Annotated in this window: 16 protein-coding genes; 11 read left to right on the top strand and 5 right to left on the bottom strand. The window is 64.5% G+C overall.

Annotated features, from left to right (window positions below; translation table 11 throughout):
* The coding region (locus WAN02_RS14840; RefSeq protein ID WP_422264962.1) for a hypothetical protein at positions 1-218 on the top strand (218 nt) is incomplete at its 5' end.
* Positions 219-248: 30 nt separating this feature from the next.
* Here the strand turns inward: WAN02_RS14840 and WAN02_RS14835 are convergent.
* Positions 249-1,904 (bottom strand): NAD-dependent malic enzyme, encoded by a 1,656-nt coding sequence (locus WAN02_RS14835; protein ID WP_422264961.1) that lies wholly within the window; start codon positions 1,902-1,904, stop codon positions 249-251.
* Positions 1,905-2,040: 136 nt separating this feature from the next.
* Here WAN02_RS14835 and hisN point away from each other — a divergent pair, with 136 nt between their 5' ends.
* The 3 genes from hisN to WAN02_RS14820 all read left to right on the top strand — a co-directional run bounded on the left by hisN (position 2,041) and on the right by WAN02_RS14820 (position 5,563).
* Entirely contained in the window at positions 2,041-2,823 is a 783-nt protein-coding gene (hisN, locus tag WAN02_RS14830) for a histidinol-phosphatase (protein WP_422264960.1), read from the top strand.
* A gap of 90 nt (positions 2,824-2,913) precedes the next feature.
* Positions 2,914-4,311, top strand: a complete 1,398-nt coding sequence (locus tag WAN02_RS14825) for an acyl-CoA dehydrogenase family protein (RefSeq protein WP_422264959.1) — start codon at positions 2,914-2,916, stop codon at positions 4,309-4,311.
* 43 nt (positions 4,312-4,354) lie between these two features.
* Entirely contained in the window at positions 4,355-5,563 is a 1,209-nt protein-coding gene (locus WAN02_RS14820) for an acyl-CoA dehydrogenase family protein (RefSeq protein ID WP_422264958.1), read from the top strand.
* On the opposite strand, the gene WAN02_RS14815 is transcribed toward WAN02_RS14820, so the two are convergent.
* Positions 5,556-6,158 (bottom strand): TetR/AcrR family transcriptional regulator, encoded by a 603-nt coding sequence (locus tag WAN02_RS14815; RefSeq protein ID WP_422264957.1) that lies wholly within the window; start codon positions 6,156-6,158, stop codon positions 5,556-5,558. The two genes, WAN02_RS14820 and WAN02_RS14815, sit on opposite strands and share 8 nt — an antisense overlap.
* Before the next feature lie 129 nt (positions 6,159-6,287).
* Between WAN02_RS14815 and WAN02_RS14810 the strand changes: the two genes are divergently transcribed.
* From WAN02_RS14810 to WAN02_RS14795, 4 genes are read left to right on the top strand one after another with little or no spacing between them, the layout of a single operon-like run.
* Positions 6,288-8,069: an FAD-dependent monooxygenase gene (locus WAN02_RS14810; protein ID WP_422264956.1), complete on the top strand. Its 1,782-nt coding sequence runs from the start codon at positions 6,288-6,290 to the stop codon at positions 8,067-8,069.
* 10 nt (positions 8,070-8,079) lie between these two features.
* The gene (locus WAN02_RS14805; RefSeq protein ID WP_422264955.1) at positions 8,080-9,204 is read left to right on the top strand and encodes a VOC family protein; all 1,125 of its coding nucleotides are present in this window, start codon (positions 8,080-8,082) and stop codon (positions 9,202-9,204) included.
* A complete protein-coding gene (locus WAN02_RS14800) occupies positions 9,201-10,139 on the top strand; it encodes a fumarylacetoacetate hydrolase family protein (protein WP_422264954.1) in 939 nt (312 codons plus the stop codon). Before WAN02_RS14805 ends, WAN02_RS14800 begins: the two co-directional genes overlap by 4 nt.
* The gene (locus WAN02_RS14795; RefSeq protein WP_422264953.1) at positions 10,136-11,320 is read left to right on the top strand and encodes a cytochrome P450; all 1,185 of its coding nucleotides are present in this window, start codon (positions 10,136-10,138) and stop codon (positions 11,318-11,320) included. Before WAN02_RS14800 ends, WAN02_RS14795 begins: the two co-directional genes overlap by 4 nt.
* A 9-nt stretch (positions 11,321-11,329) precedes the next feature.
* On the opposite strand, the gene dmpG is transcribed toward WAN02_RS14795, so the two are convergent.
* The 3 genes from dmpG to WAN02_RS14780 are packed head-to-tail and all read right to left on the bottom strand — an operon-like array spanning position 11,330 to position 13,916.
* Positions 11,330-12,328, bottom strand: a complete 999-nt coding sequence (gene dmpG, locus WAN02_RS14790) for a 4-hydroxy-2-oxovalerate aldolase (protein WP_422264952.1) — start codon at positions 12,326-12,328, stop codon at positions 11,330-11,332.
* Positions 12,325-13,281: an acetaldehyde dehydrogenase (acetylating) gene (locus tag WAN02_RS14785; RefSeq protein ID WP_422264963.1), complete on the bottom strand. Its 957-nt coding sequence runs from the start codon at positions 13,279-13,281 to the stop codon at positions 12,325-12,327. Before WAN02_RS14785 ends, dmpG begins: the two co-directional genes overlap by 4 nt.
* 2 nt (positions 13,282-13,283) lie before the next feature.
* Positions 13,284-13,916: a TetR/AcrR family transcriptional regulator gene (locus WAN02_RS14780; RefSeq protein WP_422264951.1), complete on the bottom strand. Its 633-nt coding sequence runs from the start codon at positions 13,914-13,916 to the stop codon at positions 13,284-13,286.
* An 85-nt stretch (positions 13,917-14,001) separates the two neighbouring features.
* Between WAN02_RS14780 and WAN02_RS14775 the strand changes: the two genes are divergently transcribed.
* Genes WAN02_RS14775 through WAN02_RS14765 form a run of 3 tightly spaced genes read left to right on the top strand, consistent with a single transcriptional unit; the run spans position 14,002 to position 17,404 of the window.
* Entirely contained in the window at positions 14,002-15,540 is a 1,539-nt protein-coding gene (locus WAN02_RS14775; protein WP_422264950.1) for a bifunctional 3-(3-hydroxy-phenyl)propionate/3-hydroxycinnamic acid hydroxylase, read from the top strand.
* Positions 15,537-16,409 (top strand): alpha/beta fold hydrolase, encoded by an 873-nt coding sequence (locus WAN02_RS14770; protein ID WP_422264949.1) that lies wholly within the window; start codon positions 15,537-15,539, stop codon positions 16,407-16,409. Before WAN02_RS14775 ends, WAN02_RS14770 begins: the two co-directional genes overlap by 4 nt.
* Entirely contained in the window at positions 16,406-17,404 is a 999-nt protein-coding gene (locus WAN02_RS14765; protein ID WP_422264948.1) for a VOC family protein, read from the top strand. The genes WAN02_RS14770 and WAN02_RS14765 overlap by 4 nt, the downstream gene beginning before the upstream one ends.
* Positions 17,405-17,462: the final 58 nt, after the last annotated feature.

The raw sequence follows: 17,462 nt of genomic DNA, 5'->3' as shown, positions 1-17,462 counted from the left end.
CCATACTGGCCGGCGGGGAAGCCAAAGAGCTGGTCGTCACGCAGCGCCGCGACAACCACGAACCTCGATACCGCTCCCACGCGGTCGCCGATGCTCTCGCCAGCGCCTCTACCGAGGAGCTGCTGCTGGAACTGCGGCGCCGCATCATCCGGCCTCGCGAGAGACACTACGAGACCTGGGACGACTCGGGCGACGGCCTTGACGCGCAGGGTGATTAGCCCGACTGGTCGTGACAGATCCGCCGACGGTCAGGCTGATGCCACCGGATAGACGGGATGCCAGTGCACCTGGGTGATCCGTTCGGCGAGTTCCTCGCTGGTGCGTTTCGGGGCGACGCCCTCCGCCACGGCCTGCTCCGCCACGGCCAGCGCGATCCGGATGGCCACGTCGGGTGTATCCGACCACGACGGCAGCAGCGGCTGGTTCGGATCGTCCAGGGCCGGCGACGCCTCACCGAGGGTCGCCGCGGCAACCCGCATCATCTCGTCGGTGACTCGGGTCGCTTGCGCGGCGGTCACCGCGAGCCCCATCGCCGGGAAGATGTAGACGTTATTGCATTGCGCCACAGGATATTCCACACCGTTACGCTCCAGCGGCGCGAAGGGCGAACCGGTCGCGATCAATGCTCGCCCGCCGGTCCAATGGTCCAGTTCGGCGGGGTGCGCCTCCGAGCGACTCGTCGGATTGGAGAGCGGGAAGATGATCGGCCGCTCGGTTTTGGCGGCCATCTCGCGCACGATGGCTTCGGTGAATGCGCCAGCGGCAGTGGACAATCCCAGCAGAACACCGACGTCGACATTGTGTATGACGTCAGCGAGCTGAGCCGCCCCGGCCAGTCCCCAGTCGGCGACCCGCCCCGCGCGCTGCGCGAAGTCACGCTGGGCATCCGACAGGTCGTGGCGGTCGTCGGTGAGCAGGCCCACCACGTCGACGACCCAGATCCGGTCTGTGGCAGCCTGTTCGGACAGCCCCTCGGTCACCATCGCGCGGCGGATCATGTCGAGGACCCCGATGCCGGCCGAACCGGCCCCCAGCATGACGACGTTCTGCTGCGACAGCGGCCGGCCGGCGACCTTCGCCGCGCCGTGTAGGGCACCGACGGCGACGGCGGCGGTGCCCTGGATGTCGTCGTTGAAGGTGAGCAACTTGTCGCGGTAACGGCCGAGAATCGGCAGTGCGTGCGTGGTGGCGAAGTCTTCCCACTGCAGCAACACATTGGGGAGCTGTTTGCGCACCGCGGTGACGAAGCGGTCGATGAATGCGTAGTACTCGTCATCGTCGATGCGACGGTGGCGCCAGCCGAGGTATTGGGGGTCTTGCAGGAGCTCGACGTTATCGGTGCCCACATCGAGCACGATCGGCAGCGTTCGGGCGGGGTCGATACCGCCGATCAGCGTGTACAGCGACAGCTTGCCGATCGGAATGCCCATGCCGCCGATGCCTTGGTCGCCCAGGCCGAGGATGCGCTGGCCGTCGGTCACCACAATCACGTCGACGTCATGTTGGGGCCGGTTTTGCAGCACCTCGTCCAGGCAGTCGCGTTCCGGGTAGGAAACGAACAATCCCCTTGGGCGCCGGTAGATCTCGCTGAAACGCTGGCAGGCTTCGCCGACGGTAGGGGTGTACACAATCGGCAGGGACTCGGGAATGTGGTCTTGCAGCACGCGGTAAAACAGCGTCTCATTACGGTCCTGCAACGCGCGCAGATAAATATGCTTGTCGAGATCGTCGCGGCGCGTGGAGAACTCGTGCCAGCAATGCGCGGCTTGCTCGTCCTGTGTCTTCACCGCCGTCGGCAGCAGGCCTAGCAGGCCGTACTTGCGGCGCTCGGCCTCCGAGAAGGCCGTGCCCTTGGTCGTCAACGCATCGAAAAGGGCTGCCTGCCCCCGCTTTTCGTCAACCATGGTCAGCATCCCTTCTGGAGCAGTCTCGCGGCGTACTCCGCTCTGCTGGTTTCGCGCCCATCACGCATAGATCATCCCCTGCCGAGGTAGTCCGTGGTATCAACGCAGGGGTGCAATTTCGGTGAAAGTAGGTCCGATGAGTCGTGACGATCTCGCGGTGGCTTTGGCGCTGGCCGACCAGGCAGACGCGGTCACCCTGGACCGCTTTGGAGCCGTCGATCTGCGGGTCGACACCAAACCGGACCTGACGCCGGTCAGCGACGCCGATCACGCGGTCGAGACGGGCTTGCGAGCCACCCTTGCCCGCGCTCGACCGGACGACGCCGTCCTCGGTGAAGAGTTCGGCGGCACAACCACTTTGACCGGGCGGCAGTGGATCGTCGATCCGATCGACGGCACCAAGAACTTCGTGCGCGGCGTGCCGGTGTGGGCCAGCCTGATCGCACTGCTCGACGACGGCGTGCCGCAGGTCGGGGTGGTCAGCGCGCCTGCACTGCATCGGCGTTGGTGGGCCTCCGCCGGTGCCGGCGCGTTCGTGGCGGTCGGCGACGCCGCGGTCCGCCGGCTCTCGGTCTCCTCTGTGGCGCAACTGAACTCCGCCAGTCTGTCGTTCTCCAGCCTGTCCGGATGGAACGAGCTCGGTCTGCGGGACCGCTTCCTGGACTTGACGGATGAGGTGTGGCGGGTCCGCGCCTTCGGCGACTTCCTGTCCTACTGCTTTGTGGCCGAAGGGGCGGTCGACATCGCCGCCGAACCGGAAGTGTCGGTGTGGGACCTGGCGCCGCTGGACATCCTGGTGCGCGAGGCAGGCGGGACGTTCACCAGCCTCGACGGCAGCGCCGGGCCGCACGGCGGCAGCGCGGTGGCGACGAACGCCCTGCTGCACGACCAGGTCTTGGCCCGACTGGCCGCCACATAGTCCAACCTGTGAACTAATTAACAATGTCTGTATCTTACTCCGGAGTAAGATACAGTTCATCGCACTGCCCCAACGACCGAGGCTGCTGTCATGACACACACTGTCACCCCCACGAACGGCTCGAAGCCGCGTCCCAAGCGCACCGGCAAAAAGTCCGCTATCGGCGAGCACAAGCACAAGCGCACTGGCATCGACGTAGCGTTGGGCCTGCTCACGCCGCTCGTCGGCCAGGAATTCCTGGACAAGTACGGCCTGCGCGATCCGCTGAACCGGACGCTGCGTTACGGCACCAAGACGATCTTCTCCACCGCCGGAGCGACCGGCCGCCAGTTCAAGCGCGTCCAGAACCTGCGCGGCGGACCCACCCGCCTGAAGACCAGCGGCAAGGACTACTACGACCTCATGCCCGACGACGACCAGAAACTCATCGTCGAGACCGTCGAGGAGTTCGCCGCCGAGGTCCTGCGTCCGGCGGCACACGACGCCGACGCGGCGACCACCTATCCTCCCGACCTGGTCAAAAAGGCGACGGAGCTGGGGATCACCGCGATCAACATCCCCGAGGACTTCGACGGCATCGCCGCGGAGCGCTCCAGCGTGACCAACGTGCTGGTTGCCGAGGCACTGGCCTACGGCGACATGGGGTTGGCGCTGCCGATCCTGGCGCCCGCGGGAGTCGCGGCCGCCATCACCCACTGGGGCAGCGCCGGGCAGCAGGCGACGTATCTCCAGGAGTTCGCCGGCGAGAACGTCCCGCAGGCCTGTGTGGCCATCGCCGAGCCGCAACCGCTGTTCGACCCGACCGCGCTGAAGACCACCGCGGTGCGCACACCGAGCGGTTACCGGCTCGACGGTGTCAAGTCGCTGGTTCCGGCGGCCGCCGACGCCGAGCTGTTCATCGTCGCGGCGCAACTCAACGGCAAACCCGCGCTGTTCATCGTCGAGTCGTCGAGCCACGGCCTGACCGTCAAGGCCGACCCGAGCATGGGCATCCGCGCGGCCGCGCTGGGCCGCGTCGAGCTCGACAACGTCTCGGTGCCGCTGACCGCACGGCTGGGCGAGGACGACGCCACCGATGCCGACTACTCCGAGGCCATCGCGCTGTCCCGGCTGGGCTGGGCGGCGCTGGCGGTCGGCACGTCGCACGCCGTGCTCGACTACGTGATTCCGTACGTGAAGGAGCGCGAGGCATTCGGCGAGCCCATCGCCCATCGGCAGTCCGTCGCGTTCATGTGCGCCAACATCGCCATCGAACTCGATGGGCTGCGGTTGGTCACCTGGCGCGGCGCCTCCCGGGCCGAGCAGGGCCTGTCGTTCTGCCGTGAAGCCGCGTTGGCCAAGCGGCTCGGCGCCGACAAGGGAATGCAGATCGGCCTGGACGGCGTGCAGTTGCTCGGCGGCCACGGCTTCACCAAGGAGCACCCCGTCGAGCGTTGGTACCGCGACCTGAGAGTCCTTGGCATAGCTGAAGGCGTTGTAGTTATCTAGTCGTCATCTAATCCTTCATTTCACCGGCAACGAAAGACCAGTCATGGCAATCAATTTGGAACTGCCCGGCAAAATGCGAGCGGTGATCGACAAGGCCCACCAGGGCGCCGCGGAGATGATGCGGCCGATCGCCCGCAAGTACGACCTCAAGGAGCACGCCTACCCCGTCGAGCTCGACACGCTGGCCGAGCTGTTCGCCGGCGCGTCCGAATCCATGACGCTGGATATGGCCGGCGCCAACGGTCTTCGCAGCAGCGAGAGCAACGGCGAAAACCGCAACGCGGCCAACATGGCGGCCGCGCTGCAGGCGCTGGAGGCCAGCTGGGGTGACGCGGCGATGCTGCTCTCAATCCCGTTCCAGGGCCTCGGCAACGCGGCGGTGTCCGCCGTCGCCACCGACGAGCAGCTGGAGCGGCTGGGCCGGGTCTGGGCCGCAATGGCGATCACCGAACCAGGATTCGGCTCCGACTCGGCCGCGGTGTCCACCACGGCCACGCTGGACGTCGACGAATACGTGATCAACGGCGAGAAGATCTTCGTCACCGCGGGTTCGCGGGCCACCCACATCGTGGTCTGGGCGACGCTGGACAAGTCCAAGGGCCGCGCCGCGATCAAGTCGTTCATCGTGCCTCGTGAACACCCCGGTGTCACCGTCGAGCGGCTGGAGAACAAGCTCGGCATCAAAGGCTCTGACACCGCCGTGATCCGATTCGAGAACGCCCGCATTCCCAAGGACAATCTGCTGGGCAACCCCGAAATCGAGTCGGGCAAGGGCTTTTCCGGGGTGATGGAGACCTTCGACAACACCCGGCCGGTGGTGGCGGCCATGGCGATCGGGATTGCCCGCGCCACTCTTGAAGAGCTGCGCAAGATCCTGACCAACGCCGGCGTCGAGATCTCCTACGACAAGCCCGCGCAGGTCCAAAGCGCCGCCGCCGCCGAGTTCCTCCGGATGGAGGCCGAGTGGGAGTCCAGCTACCAGCTGACCCTGCGTGCGGCGTGGCAGGCCGACAACAACATCCCCAACTCCAAAGAGGCATCGATGTCGAAGGCCAAGGCCGGCCGAGTGGGCAGCGATATCACCCTCAAAGCCGTCGAATTGGTCGGCACCATCGGCTATTCGGAAGAGACACTGCTGGAGAAGTGGGCCCGCGACTCGAAGATCATGGACATCTTCGAGGGCACCCAGCAGATCCAGCAGCTGGTGGTCGCACGTCGGCTGTTGGGTCTGTCGTCGTCCGAACTCAAGTAGCCAGGCGCGGCAACTCGGCCACGGCGATTTCGCGTGCCTCGGCGGGCTCGATTCCCATGGCGCGCAACACAAGTTCAGCGGTCGATGAACCAGCCTCGCGCCAGGTCTGATGGCCTTCGAAGACCATCCACATTGCGCTCACAGTCGCGCCCACGATCAACGAGGTGATGCTGTCGACGCTCACCGAACCAAGGTCATATCTACCGACCGCCACCCCATCGCTGATGTCGCGCATCGGTGGTCCGGTCATCACGGCGCGCAGTGACTCTTCTGACAATCCGAACTTGACCGCAAACCGGCCAATGGTCGGGTTCTCGTAAGCGTAGCGGACCCACAACCGCAGACCAGTGGCCAGCCGCGCCGCAGGGTCGTCGATGCCGACGAAACTTGCCGAGACTCGCCGATGCATGTCCGCGCTGAAATCGGCGACCACCCGGTCGAACAGGTCGGCCACCGACCCGACGTTGCGATACAGCGTGCCGCGAGCCACGTTTGCCGCCTGGGCCAGCTCGCTGATGGTCAGCTGGGTCGTTCCCTTTTCGACGAACAGTCGAATCGCTGCATCGCTGATGCGCCGATCCGTGGGTGTTGTCATGAGCGCGTCCTTGGGTCAGTACCGACATCCTGGCCACATAGTACATCCATGTTTTTTGTAGCACGGTATTGACTCATTTTGAACAGTAGTGTTCAATGTGATCTAACGCTGCGAGCGGAAAGGGTATCGATGAGCACCATGCGCCAGAGCCGGCCGGAATCGGCCTGTGAGCAGGTTCCCGTTCTGATCGTCGGTGGCGGTCCGGTTGGACTGACGCTCGCTTTGACACTCGCCCGGCACGGTGTGGCCGCGGTACTGGTGGAACGTAACCCGTCGACGACCACGCACCCGAAGATGGACATCACCAACGGCCGCAGCATGGAGTTGTTTCGCTACCTCGGGGTGGCCGACGAGCTTCGTAAAGTCGCCGTGCCCGAGGATCATCCGTTCGACGTGTCGTGGGTAACCAACCTCAGCGGATGGGAACTGGCGCGCTTTCGGTATCCCACCGTTGCTCAGCGGCGGGCGATCATCCGCGAGCGGAACGACGGCACGACGTCGCTCGAACCGGCGATGCGGGTGTCGCAGGCGCTACTCGAACCGGCGCTAAAGGACATACTGGAAGTCCGCAGCCCGCAGATTGATATCCGATTCGGCTGGGCGCTAGAGACTTTCAGGCAAGACGCTGACGGTGTTGAAGCGGTGATTCGGTGCTCGGCTACCGGAGCGATCCACACCATCCGGGCCCAATTCCTGGCCGGTTGCGACGGCGCGGGAAGCGTCGTACGCACTGGACTGGGCATCGACCTCGATGACATCGACCTGCGTGGCCTTGCGGTGCGCAACATCGGTGTCGCGCGAGTGGCCGCGGCCGCGATCCGGGCCTATCTCGACAATCGCGAAAGACCAATGGACGGACGCGTTTACCTCATCCACTTCACCTCGCCTGATCAAGAGCTATTCGAGCGGTTCGGCACCGCCTGGCACACCCAGTCGCCTGAAGGGTGGACGCTGATTTCGCAGAACGACAGCGATACCTGGACACTGCACACGCTGCTCGGAGCGGGTACCGACGCCGACACAATCGAGCCCAAACAATTTTTGTTCACGCGGCTCGGCATCGAGTTCGAGTGCGACATCATCTGCGCCAACGCCTGGCGCCCACGCCTATCCCTCGCCAACAGCTACGGGAGCGGTCGGGTCTGGCTCGCTGGTGACGCCGCACACCAGGTTGTCCCCGCCGGTGGTTACGGCATGAACACCGGGGTAGGCGATGCCGTCGGGTTGGGCTGGGTGCTAGCAGCGATCGTGCAGGGTTGGGGAGATCACCGTCTGCTCAAAGCCTACGAAGCCGAGCGTCGCCCCGTGGCGATACGGAACCGGACCGCATCGGCACGACACACGCTGGTGCGCCTGGCGATCAAAACCCTCTACCGCAAGGTGATTCACACCCACGGCTGGAACGGGGAACGCGGCCGCAAACGTCTGGGCCGGGAGATTCTCGATCTGGGAAATTTAGAAAACGAGGCCGACGGAATCGAATTTGGATACCGCTACGACGCCTCGCCGGTCGTCTGCCACGAACCCAACACGGCAACAGTCGATCACATGCACGCCTATACGCCGAGTACCCGACCCGGGTCCCGTCCGCCCAGCCTGTTCCTGAAGGACGGCCGGGCGATCTTCGACCTGTTCGGGTTGGGCTTCACCCTGCTTCGGTTCACCGACATCGACGTCGACTCGATGGCTGCCGCGGCCGCCGAACGCGGAATCCCCTTGACAATTGCCGATATCCGCGACGATCACGCCCGCACGCTGTACGAGCACGATCTGTTATTAATTCGCCCCGACCACCACGTCGCTTGGCGCGGCTGCACCGTTCCCGACGAACCTGGCGCCATCCTCGATCACATCCGTGGCGCGACGACGCAGTTTCGTTGTCCGCGCCATCTCGTCGGTTCGACCAGCTGAGGTAACCACTATGACCAGAACCGCACACGAAGACCTGCACAACGAGCAGGGCGCGAAGAAGGGTGAGCACCCGGGCCGATCGCGCAATCCGGTGATCAAAGTTCATGACATCGCCTGGCTGGAATTCGAGAAGCCGGACCTCAACCGAGCCGAGACATTCGCGCACGCGTTCGGTTTCGCCACCGTGCTCCGTACCGACAGCGAGTTGCAACTACGCGGCACGGACCCGTCCGCACCGTGCATCCTCATCCGACGCGGCGAAACCACCCGCTTTCAAGGCATGGCGTTCACGGCTCACGACGAGGCGGACCTGCGGCGGTTGGCGGAGGCTACCGGCTCGCGAACTCGCCCGTTGCCGGAAGCGATCGGCGGACACGCCATTGATCTCGTTGACCCCAGCGGCATTCCGGTCCATGTGGTGGCCGGCACCCGTCAACTCGACGCACTCCCCGCGCAGACTCCGCACACGTTCAACTTCGGCGACGACCTCCATCGCATCAACGCGGCCCAACGACCGCCGCGTGTTCCGGCCATCGTTGAACGCCTCGGCCACGTCGTCGTGCAAAGTGCCAAATACCGTGCGGCGCTGAATTGGTACCTCGACAACCTCGGCATGATCGTCAGCGACTTCATGTTCTTCGCCGGCCAGCGCGATCGCGGACCGACGATGAGCTTCATTCGCTGTGACCGCGGCATGACGCCGGCCGATCATCACACGCTCGCGATCGCACTGGGGCCGACGAATCGGTACGTGCACTCGGCCTACCAGGTGTGCGATCTCGACACGATGGCCGCGGGCGGTGAATATCTCAACGACCTTGGTTACCAACGCTCCTGGGGAATCGGACGCCACATTCAAGGTAGCCAGATCTTCGACTACTGGCGCGACCCGGATGGCTTCATGGTCGAGCACTTCGCCGACGGGGACATGTTCGACTGCACGCTCGAACCGGGCTGGGCGCCGTTCACCGCCTCGGGGCTGGCCCAATGGGGTCCTCCGGCGTCCAATGATTTCCTTGGCATCAGCCCGAAACTCATTCGCCACGAAGCGCAGTCGATGCTCAGCGGACTTCGCGGCGACAACGAATTCGATCTCCGCCGCCTGATCGGCCTGATGAAAGTAGCCAAATCATGACCACCGCCGTCCTTCGCACCGCCGACGCCTGGTGGGTCCAAACCCCAACCGGCGCAGCCAAGATAACCACCAGCGCGAACACCACCGCTGAGCTGCTGGCCGACCGCGCCGCCGTCGAAGCCGCCGCCCACAGCGGTGACACCGTGCCCGTCGAGAGCCTTCAGTTGAAGTCACCGGTGACGAAGCCGTGTCGGGTGGTGGCGCAGATGACCAACTACGCCTCCCATGTCAAGGACGCCGGCATGGATCCCAACACCATCCCGCTGACCTTCTTCCGCAAGTCGTCGGCGTCGATCACGGGACCGTTCGATCACATCGTCAAACCCAGCCATGTCCGCTTTCTCGACTACGAGGTCGAGATCGGACTGATCGTCGGCCGCGACATCCCGGTCGGCACAACTATTTCCGAATCGAACTGGCCTGACTTCATCGCCGGACTGGTTGTTACGAACGACGTGTCCGCCCGTGACGTCCAACTACCTCAGACCCAGTTCTACGAGGCCAAGTCCTACCCCACCTTCACACCGGCCGGGCCGGCCCTGGTTCTGCTCGACACCGACGAACTCAAACGCTTCGGCGACCTTCGGCTGCGACTGCGCGTGAACGGTGAACTGCGGCAAGACATGCTGGTAGACGGCGACATGTTGTACAAGCCTCTGCAGGCGCTGCAGTCGCTGGCCCGATTCCAGGACCTGGCCACCGGTGATCTGATCCTGACCGGAACCCCGGTCGGTACCGCGTTGAGCGCACCGCCGAAGCCCATCGAAATCATCGGCAACCTGCTGCCGCCGGCGGTGAAGTGGAAGGCCTTCTTCAAGCGCCAGGCCAGCAATCCCAAATATCTGCGCGACGGTGACGTTGTCGAAGCCAGCGTCGCCACCGATGACGGTGCGATCGACCTTGGTACTCAACGCAACACCGTGAGGTATGCGTGAACGCGACGGGTGCGCCCGTCTACAAGCCGGACATCTACGCCGTCGACGCCATTGTCAATCCGTATCCGCACTATCAGCGGCTGCGAGACCTCGGTCCGGTGGTCTGGTTGACCAAGCACAAGGTGTATGCGCTACCCCGCTACGCCGAATGCAAGACAGCGCTGCGTGATGATACGACCTTCCTGTCGGGGAGCGGCGTCGCGCTCAATCGGTTCACCAACCGTATGGCGCGCGGCACGACGCTCAACAGCGATGGCGCCGAACACGATCGGCGGCGCAAGCTTGTCGCGCACCGGCTGCTGCCGCGCGCACTGCGTGCGATCACCGACAGTGTGGACGCGACGGCCGCCGCGGTCGTCGGAGCCGCGCTCGACAAGGGTGAGATCGACGGCGTCCACGATGTCGCGGCCGCCCTACCGCTGGCCGTGATTCCCGACCTCATCGGTTGGCCCCGAGATCAGCGCGCCCACCTCATCGAATGGGGCGGGGCCACTTTCGACATCCTTGGCCCGCTCAACCGGCAAGCGATCAAGGCCATGCCCGGCGCGTTTCGCATGCTGCACTTCGCCCGCCGTGCGGTGCACGAGCGCACATTTCTCGACGGCAGCATGGCAGACGGACTCATGAAAGCCGCGGACGAAGGCAAGCTGTCGCATGGCGAATGTCCGGCCCTGATGGTCGATTATCTCGCGCCGTCGATAGACACCACCATGAGTGCCATCTCGAATGCGTTGTACTTGTTCGCCACCCACCCCGAGCAGTGGCAGCTGCTCAAAGATGACCCGACGCGAATAGCGAACGCAGTCAACGAAGTGATCCGCTACGAGCCACCGCTACGCGCATTTGCACGCCTGGTGAACCGGCAGACCGAAATCGGCGGCGTCAATATCCCATCGGGCGCTCGCGTCCTGCTGATGTACGCCTCTGCCAACCGCGACGAACGCGAGTGGGAAAGCCCCGCAGTGTTCGACATCAGCCGTGATGCCGGCCGGCAGATCGGCTTCGGACAGGGTGCCCACGCCTGCGCCGGTCAGAGCCTGGCGCGCCTGGAAACGACCGCGGTGCTGCGTGCGCTCGTCGAGCGGGTAGACCGCATGGAAGTCGCCGGTTCACCAACGTGGGTGATCAACAACATCATCCACCGTCATGAGCATTTGCCCCTCAAGCTGATTCCCGCATAGCAGCAGCGATCACGGGCTGCTGAGGTCGAGTGCAATATCGACCAGCATGTCTTCCTGACCACCGACCATCCCGCGCCGTCCAGCCTCCTCGAGCAGAGTGCGCGCGTCGATGCCGTAACGTTCGGCGGCGATTTCGGCGTGACGCAGGAAGCTTGAGTACACCCCGGCGTAGCCGAGCGTCAGCGTTTCCCGGTCGACGCGCACCGGCCGTTGCTGCAAAGGGCGAACGATGTCGTCGGCCGCGTCTTCGAGGGCGTGCAAGTCGCAGCCGTGCTTCCAGCCCATCCGGTTTGCGGCGGCAACGAACACCTCCAGCGGCGCGTTGCCCGCGCCTGCGCCCATTCCGGCAAGCGACGCGTCGACACGGGTGGCGCCTTGCTCGACCGCAACGATGGAGTTGGCCACTCCGAGCGACAGATTGTGGTGGGCGTGAATGCCGATCTCCGTTGCGGAATCCAGTGTTTGACGCACCGCATCGACGCGTTCGGCAACGTCTCGCATCGTCATCGCGCCGCCGGAGTCGACGACATAGACGCAGGTCGCGCCATAACCTTCCATGAGCTTGGCCTGCTCGGCCAACGCGGGCGGGGCGATCATGTGGCTCATCATCAAGAAGCCGACGGTGTCCATGCCCAGTTCGCGGGCGGTCGCGATGTGCCGGGCGGAGACGTCGGCTTCGGTGCAGTGGGTGCCTACCCGTACGACGGTGGCACCCGCTCGGTGTGAGTCCTTTAGGTTGCGCAGGCTGCCGATACCGGGCAGCACCAACGTGGCGACCGTAGCGCGGCGCACCGTGCCGGCGACGGCTTCGATCCATTCCAGATCGGTGTGGGCGCCGAAGCCGTAGATACAGCTCGATCCGCCCAGTCCGTCGCCATGAGCAACCTCGATGGAGTCCACACCGGCGGCGTCGAGGGCCGCGGCGATCGTCACCGCCTGCTCGAGGCTGTACTGGTGGCGCACCGCGTGCATGCCGTCACGCAACGTAACGTCGCTGACGAAGATCATGATGGCGCCCCGGCTGTTTCAAAGGCGTGAGTGGCGATGCGTTCAGCGGTGGCCTTCGCCGCCGACGTCATGATGTCCAGGTTGCCGGCATAGGCGGGCAAATAATCTGCGGCCCCTGCGACCTCGAGGAGGACGGTGACCCGGGTGCCGGTGAATTTGCCGGTCTCGGGAATGTACAGCGGGTTGGTCGCGGAGAAGGTTTCGAACTGGATCCGTTGTTTGACGCGATAACCCGGTACATATGTGCCGACGGCATCGACCATCGCCCGCACGTCGGTCTCAATCCGTTGATGATCGGCGTCACCGTCGACCAGACAATAGATTGTGTTGCGCATGAGAACGGGCGGATCCGCCGGGTTGAGGATCATCACCGCCTTGCCGCGCAGGGCGCCGCCGACGACTTGCAGTGCGGTAGCCGTGGTTTCGATGAAGTCGTCAATGCTGGCGCGGGTGCCCGGACCGGCCGACTTCGCCGAGATCGACGACACGATCTCGGCGTACGAGACGATTCCGCTCCGCGCCACCGCGGCGACGATCGGCACGGTGGCCTGTCCACCGCAGGTCACCATATTTAGGTTGGGTGCATCGAGGTGGTCGTCGAGATTGACCACCGGCACGCAATACGGCCCGATCGCGGCCGGGGTAAGGTCAAGCATCCGCACTCCGGTGCCGGCCAGCTTGGTCCAGTTGGCACGATGCGCGTCGGCGGAGGTCGCGTCGAAAACGACTCGGATATCGGCGAAGTGCGACATGGCCAGCAGACCGTCGACGCCGTCCGCGGTGGTCGGCACCCCTATGCGGGCGGCGCGGGTCAATCCGCCGCAGTCGGGGTCGATCCCGACCATCGCCGCCAGGGTCAGGGGCCCGTCGCCGCGCGCGATTTTGATCATCAGGTCGGTGCCGATGTTGCCCGATCCGATGATCGCGACCGGCCATTTGCGTTGTGTTGTCATAGTCATTGGTCGGCACCCTCGGAAACCATGCGCAGTGCGGTGTCGTAGAGCGCGCGGGCATGTAACTCGAATAGTGCAATGAGGTCCACCGAGTCGCCGCCGATCTCCCTGGCGATGAACAATCCGTCGGCTCCCGCGATCGCGTACGTGACCAATTGGTGGATCTGCGCTGCACTGAGCCCGGGGGCAAACCCACCCATGGTTTCGGCCAGCTGGTCATAGGTCTCCGCGCGAACCTGAAGGAACATCGCCCGTGCGCGGGGCTCAACCGGCCGGCGTTCCAGCGCCAGCATCAGCCCGAGCCGAATGAAGTCGGGCGAGTCCAATAGCGCCTTGGCGATCTGGGTCACGAGGCCGACCAAGCGGTCGCGCGGGGCGCCCTTGTCGGGCACCTCCCACGCCGACGCCCACCCGGCGAAGCTGCGCTCGATCACCGCAGCGATCAGGTCGTCCTTGTCCTTGAAATGCCAATAGATGGAACTGGCCGGAAGTCCACATTTCTTGCTGACCAGGGCGATGCTGGTGCCTTCGTAGCCGCGCTCGGCGGCGATCTCGGTGGCCGCATCGAGGATGCGCTCCCGCGACAGCTCCCCGTCGGCGCGCTTACGCCTAGTTGGTTGCACCGGCTTGGCCAATTTTGCTCACCTCTTGACTCTGTAGTGATCGCTACATTACCGTAGTGATCACTACAGAACAAGACCTCGACGATCAGAGACAACCGTGAGCACTCCAGACACCTATGACGTGGCAGTCATCGGCTACGGTCCTACCGGCGCGACCGCGGCGAACCTTTTGGGTCAGTTGGGCCTCAAAGTCGTTGTGATCGAGCGTGATCCAGACATCTACAACCGCGCCAGAGCAATCTCGACCGACGAGGAAGTGATGCGGATCTGGCAGTCGATCGGCTTGGCTGACCGGTTGCAGCAGGACATGCTCCCCGACCGCCCGCTGAACTTCGTCGACGCCAGCGGTGTCCCGTTCATCGACTTGAAGATCACTCCGAGGGGCGCGGGACATCCGCCGCAGCAGTTTCTTTACCAGCCGGCCGTCGACAAGATTCTGCGGGAGGGCGTGCAGCGATTCGCGAGCGTCGAGTTGGTATTGGAACACGAATGTCTGCGCGTGCATGCCAAAGACGACGGCGTCGAGTTGATGCTGGCCGACCTTCGCAGCGACACGTTGAAGCGGATCCACGCGTCCTATGTCATCGCCGCGGACGGCGGTTCGTCGCCGACGCGCGGGCAACTCGGTGTCGGCTACACCGGCCGGACCTTCAGCGAGCGCTGGGTGGTTATCGACACCAAGATGTTGCGGGAATGGGACGGGCACGACCGGCTGCGCTTTCATTGCAATCCGGCCCGACCCACCGTCGACTGCCCGACTCCCCTGGGCCACCATCGTTGGGAATACCCTGTCCGCGCAGGCGAACTCGAGCAAGATTTGCTCCGCGACGAAGCGATCTGGAAGGTCTTGAACGATCAGGGCATCACCGACCAGAACGTCAAGATCCTGCGGGCCGTGATCTATAGCCACCATGTCCGAGTCGCCGACCGGTGGCGGGTGGGCCGAATTTTCCTTGCCGGCGATGCCGCGCATGCGATGCCGCCGTGGATTGGTCAGGGTATGTCGGCCGGCGTGCGCGACGCGGCCAACCTCTGCTGGAAGCTTGCCGCCGTCCGGAAGGGACAGGCGCCCGAATCCCTGCTCGACTCCTACCAAGCCGAGCGCAAGCCGCACGTCACCGAGGTCACCCGACGCGCCTGCCGCGCCGGGTGGATCATCACACAGCGCAGACCGGCCATTGCCTTCCTGCGCAACCACGTGCTGCGCACTCTGACGCGGCTGCCTGGCCTCGATGCCCGCGTCCAGAAGTACACCTGGATTCCCGACGCGCGGCATCGGGAGGGCTTCTTCGCGGCCGACAACCACTGCGCCGTCGGATGGCAGGTCCCGCAGCCGTGGGTGACGGACTCCTGCGGCGCCCAAGCTCGCCTCGACGACGTTCTTGGCGGGTCGTGGTCGATCGTGCACGTCGGGCCACCGCCGGCCGGCAGTCAAGCCTGGACAGAACTTGGTTTCCCGACGATCAAGATCAGCGAACCAGAACTGGTCCGCTGGCTGCAGCAGAAGAAAGCGGTAGCCGCGGTTCTGCGGCCAGACGGATTCATCTATGCCGCAGCCGGATCCGGCCAACCACTGCCACCGCCGCCATCCGGCTACACGTTTTCCACCACGACCAGAACTGAGGCCAACGCATGAGCACGACCACTGTGACCGAGCACACCGTCACCGTCGCAGGCAAGCCGATCTTCGTCGCCGAAGCCGGCAGCGGCCCAGCCGTGGTCATGTTGCACGGCGGCGGACCTGGCGCATCCGGGGTGTCCAACTACTCACGCAACATCGACGCCCTTGCCAAGCATTTTCGGGTCATCGTGCCCGACATGCCGGGTTACGGTCGTTCGGCCAAGGGGGTCGACCAGTCCGACCCGTTCGGCTATCTCGCCGACACGATCCGCGGGCTGCTCGACGAATTCGAATTTGCCACAGCCCATTTGATCGGTAACTCGTATGGCGGCGCGGCTGCGTTGCGTCTGGCGTTGGACACACCGCACCGGGTTGGCAAGCTCGTACTGATGGGCCCCGGCGGCATCGGTACCACCCGGGGCGCCCCGACCGCCGGGCTCAAGAGCCTGCTGTCGTACTACAGTGGTACCGGCCCTAGTCGCACCAAGCTGGAAGCCTTCATCCGGAATTACCTTGTCTACGATGGCGCCTCGGTGCCGGACGCATTGATCGACACGCGCTATACGGCCTCGGTGGATCCTCACGTGCTGGCCGATCCCCCACTGCGCCGCCCGTCCGGTCCGACGGCCCTGCGCACACTCTGGCGAATGGACCTCACCCGCGACAAGCGGCTCAAGCAGCTGGCCACACCGACATTGGTGCTGTGGGGCCGTGACGACAAAGTCAACCGCCCCGCTGGTGGTCCGCTACTGGCCAACCTGATGCCCAACGCCGATCTCGTCATGACGTCGCGAACCGGCCACTGGATGCAATGGGAGCGAGCCGATCTGTTCAACAGGTTGGCGGTCGACTTCCTCACCCGGCCTTCGGTTTTCGACCGATGAACATTTTCGGCAGCGTTCATCTCGGCTACGTCGTCATCGACACCGAAAAGTTCGCCGACTGGCGCCGTTTCGGCCGCGATGCGATCGGCATGCACCTGGACGAGGCCTTGCCCGACGCGATGCGATTCCGCCTCGACGACCACCAATGCCGCTTTCTGTTGCAGCGCGGCCCAGCTGAAGACGTCACCACCCTTGGCTGGCACATCGACGACCACCGCACGTTCGACGAGATCCTCACCCGGGTTACCCGGCATGGCGTCCCTGCTCACGAGGGCACCGAGGAGGAATCCGACCTCCGCGGTGTCGAACGATTGGTGCGGTTCCCCGGTCCCAACGGCCTGGTTCAAGAAATCTTCACCCGCGCCCGTTACACCGACGTGGAGCCGAACATGGCAGTGCGCCATGGCTTTGTAACCGGCGAAGGTGGCATTGGCCACGTCGCGATCACGTCGAAAAAGCCCCAACAGATTCGCGGGTACTACGACACCGTGTTCGATGCCCGGCTCACAGACTACATCGACGAGACCATCGGCGGCCTCAAGTTCAAAATCCGCTTCCTGCGCGTCAACCAGCGCCACCACTCCGTGGCGATCGCTGCAGTCAACCGGTTGCCGATCAACCCGATCCGCACTCGCGTCCAGCATCTCAACATCCAGGTCGCCGACCTCGACGACATGACGGCGTCGTATCAGCGGGTCAAGGAACTCGGCTTCCATATGGCGCTGGCGGTCGGACAGCACACCAACGACAAAGAACTGTCCTATTACGCGATGACACCCTCGGGCTTCGAATGGGAAGTCGGCTGGAACCCGATCGTCGTCGACGAGAAGACCTGGGAGCCAACCACTCATCAGGGCATCAGCATCTGGGGCCACACCCGCGAGGAGCAGACCATTATCGAGAAACTCGGTCAGTTCAAGGCCGCAGCGCAGTCGCTGCTGCACCATGAAGACACCGTCCCCGCGCTGGCCAACGCCGGCATCAACGACGACTGACGAGAGGCGGCGGCCATGCTACGAATCGACACCCATCACCACATGATCCCTCCTGACT

It is taken from the genome of Mycobacterium sp., assembly GCF_049281135.1.
Taxonomy (GTDB): domain Bacteria; phylum Actinomycetota; class Actinomycetes; order Mycobacteriales; family Mycobacteriaceae; genus Mycobacterium.
Note: the sequence above shows the minus strand (reverse complement) of the source record. Positions and strands in the feature narration are given on the sequence as shown.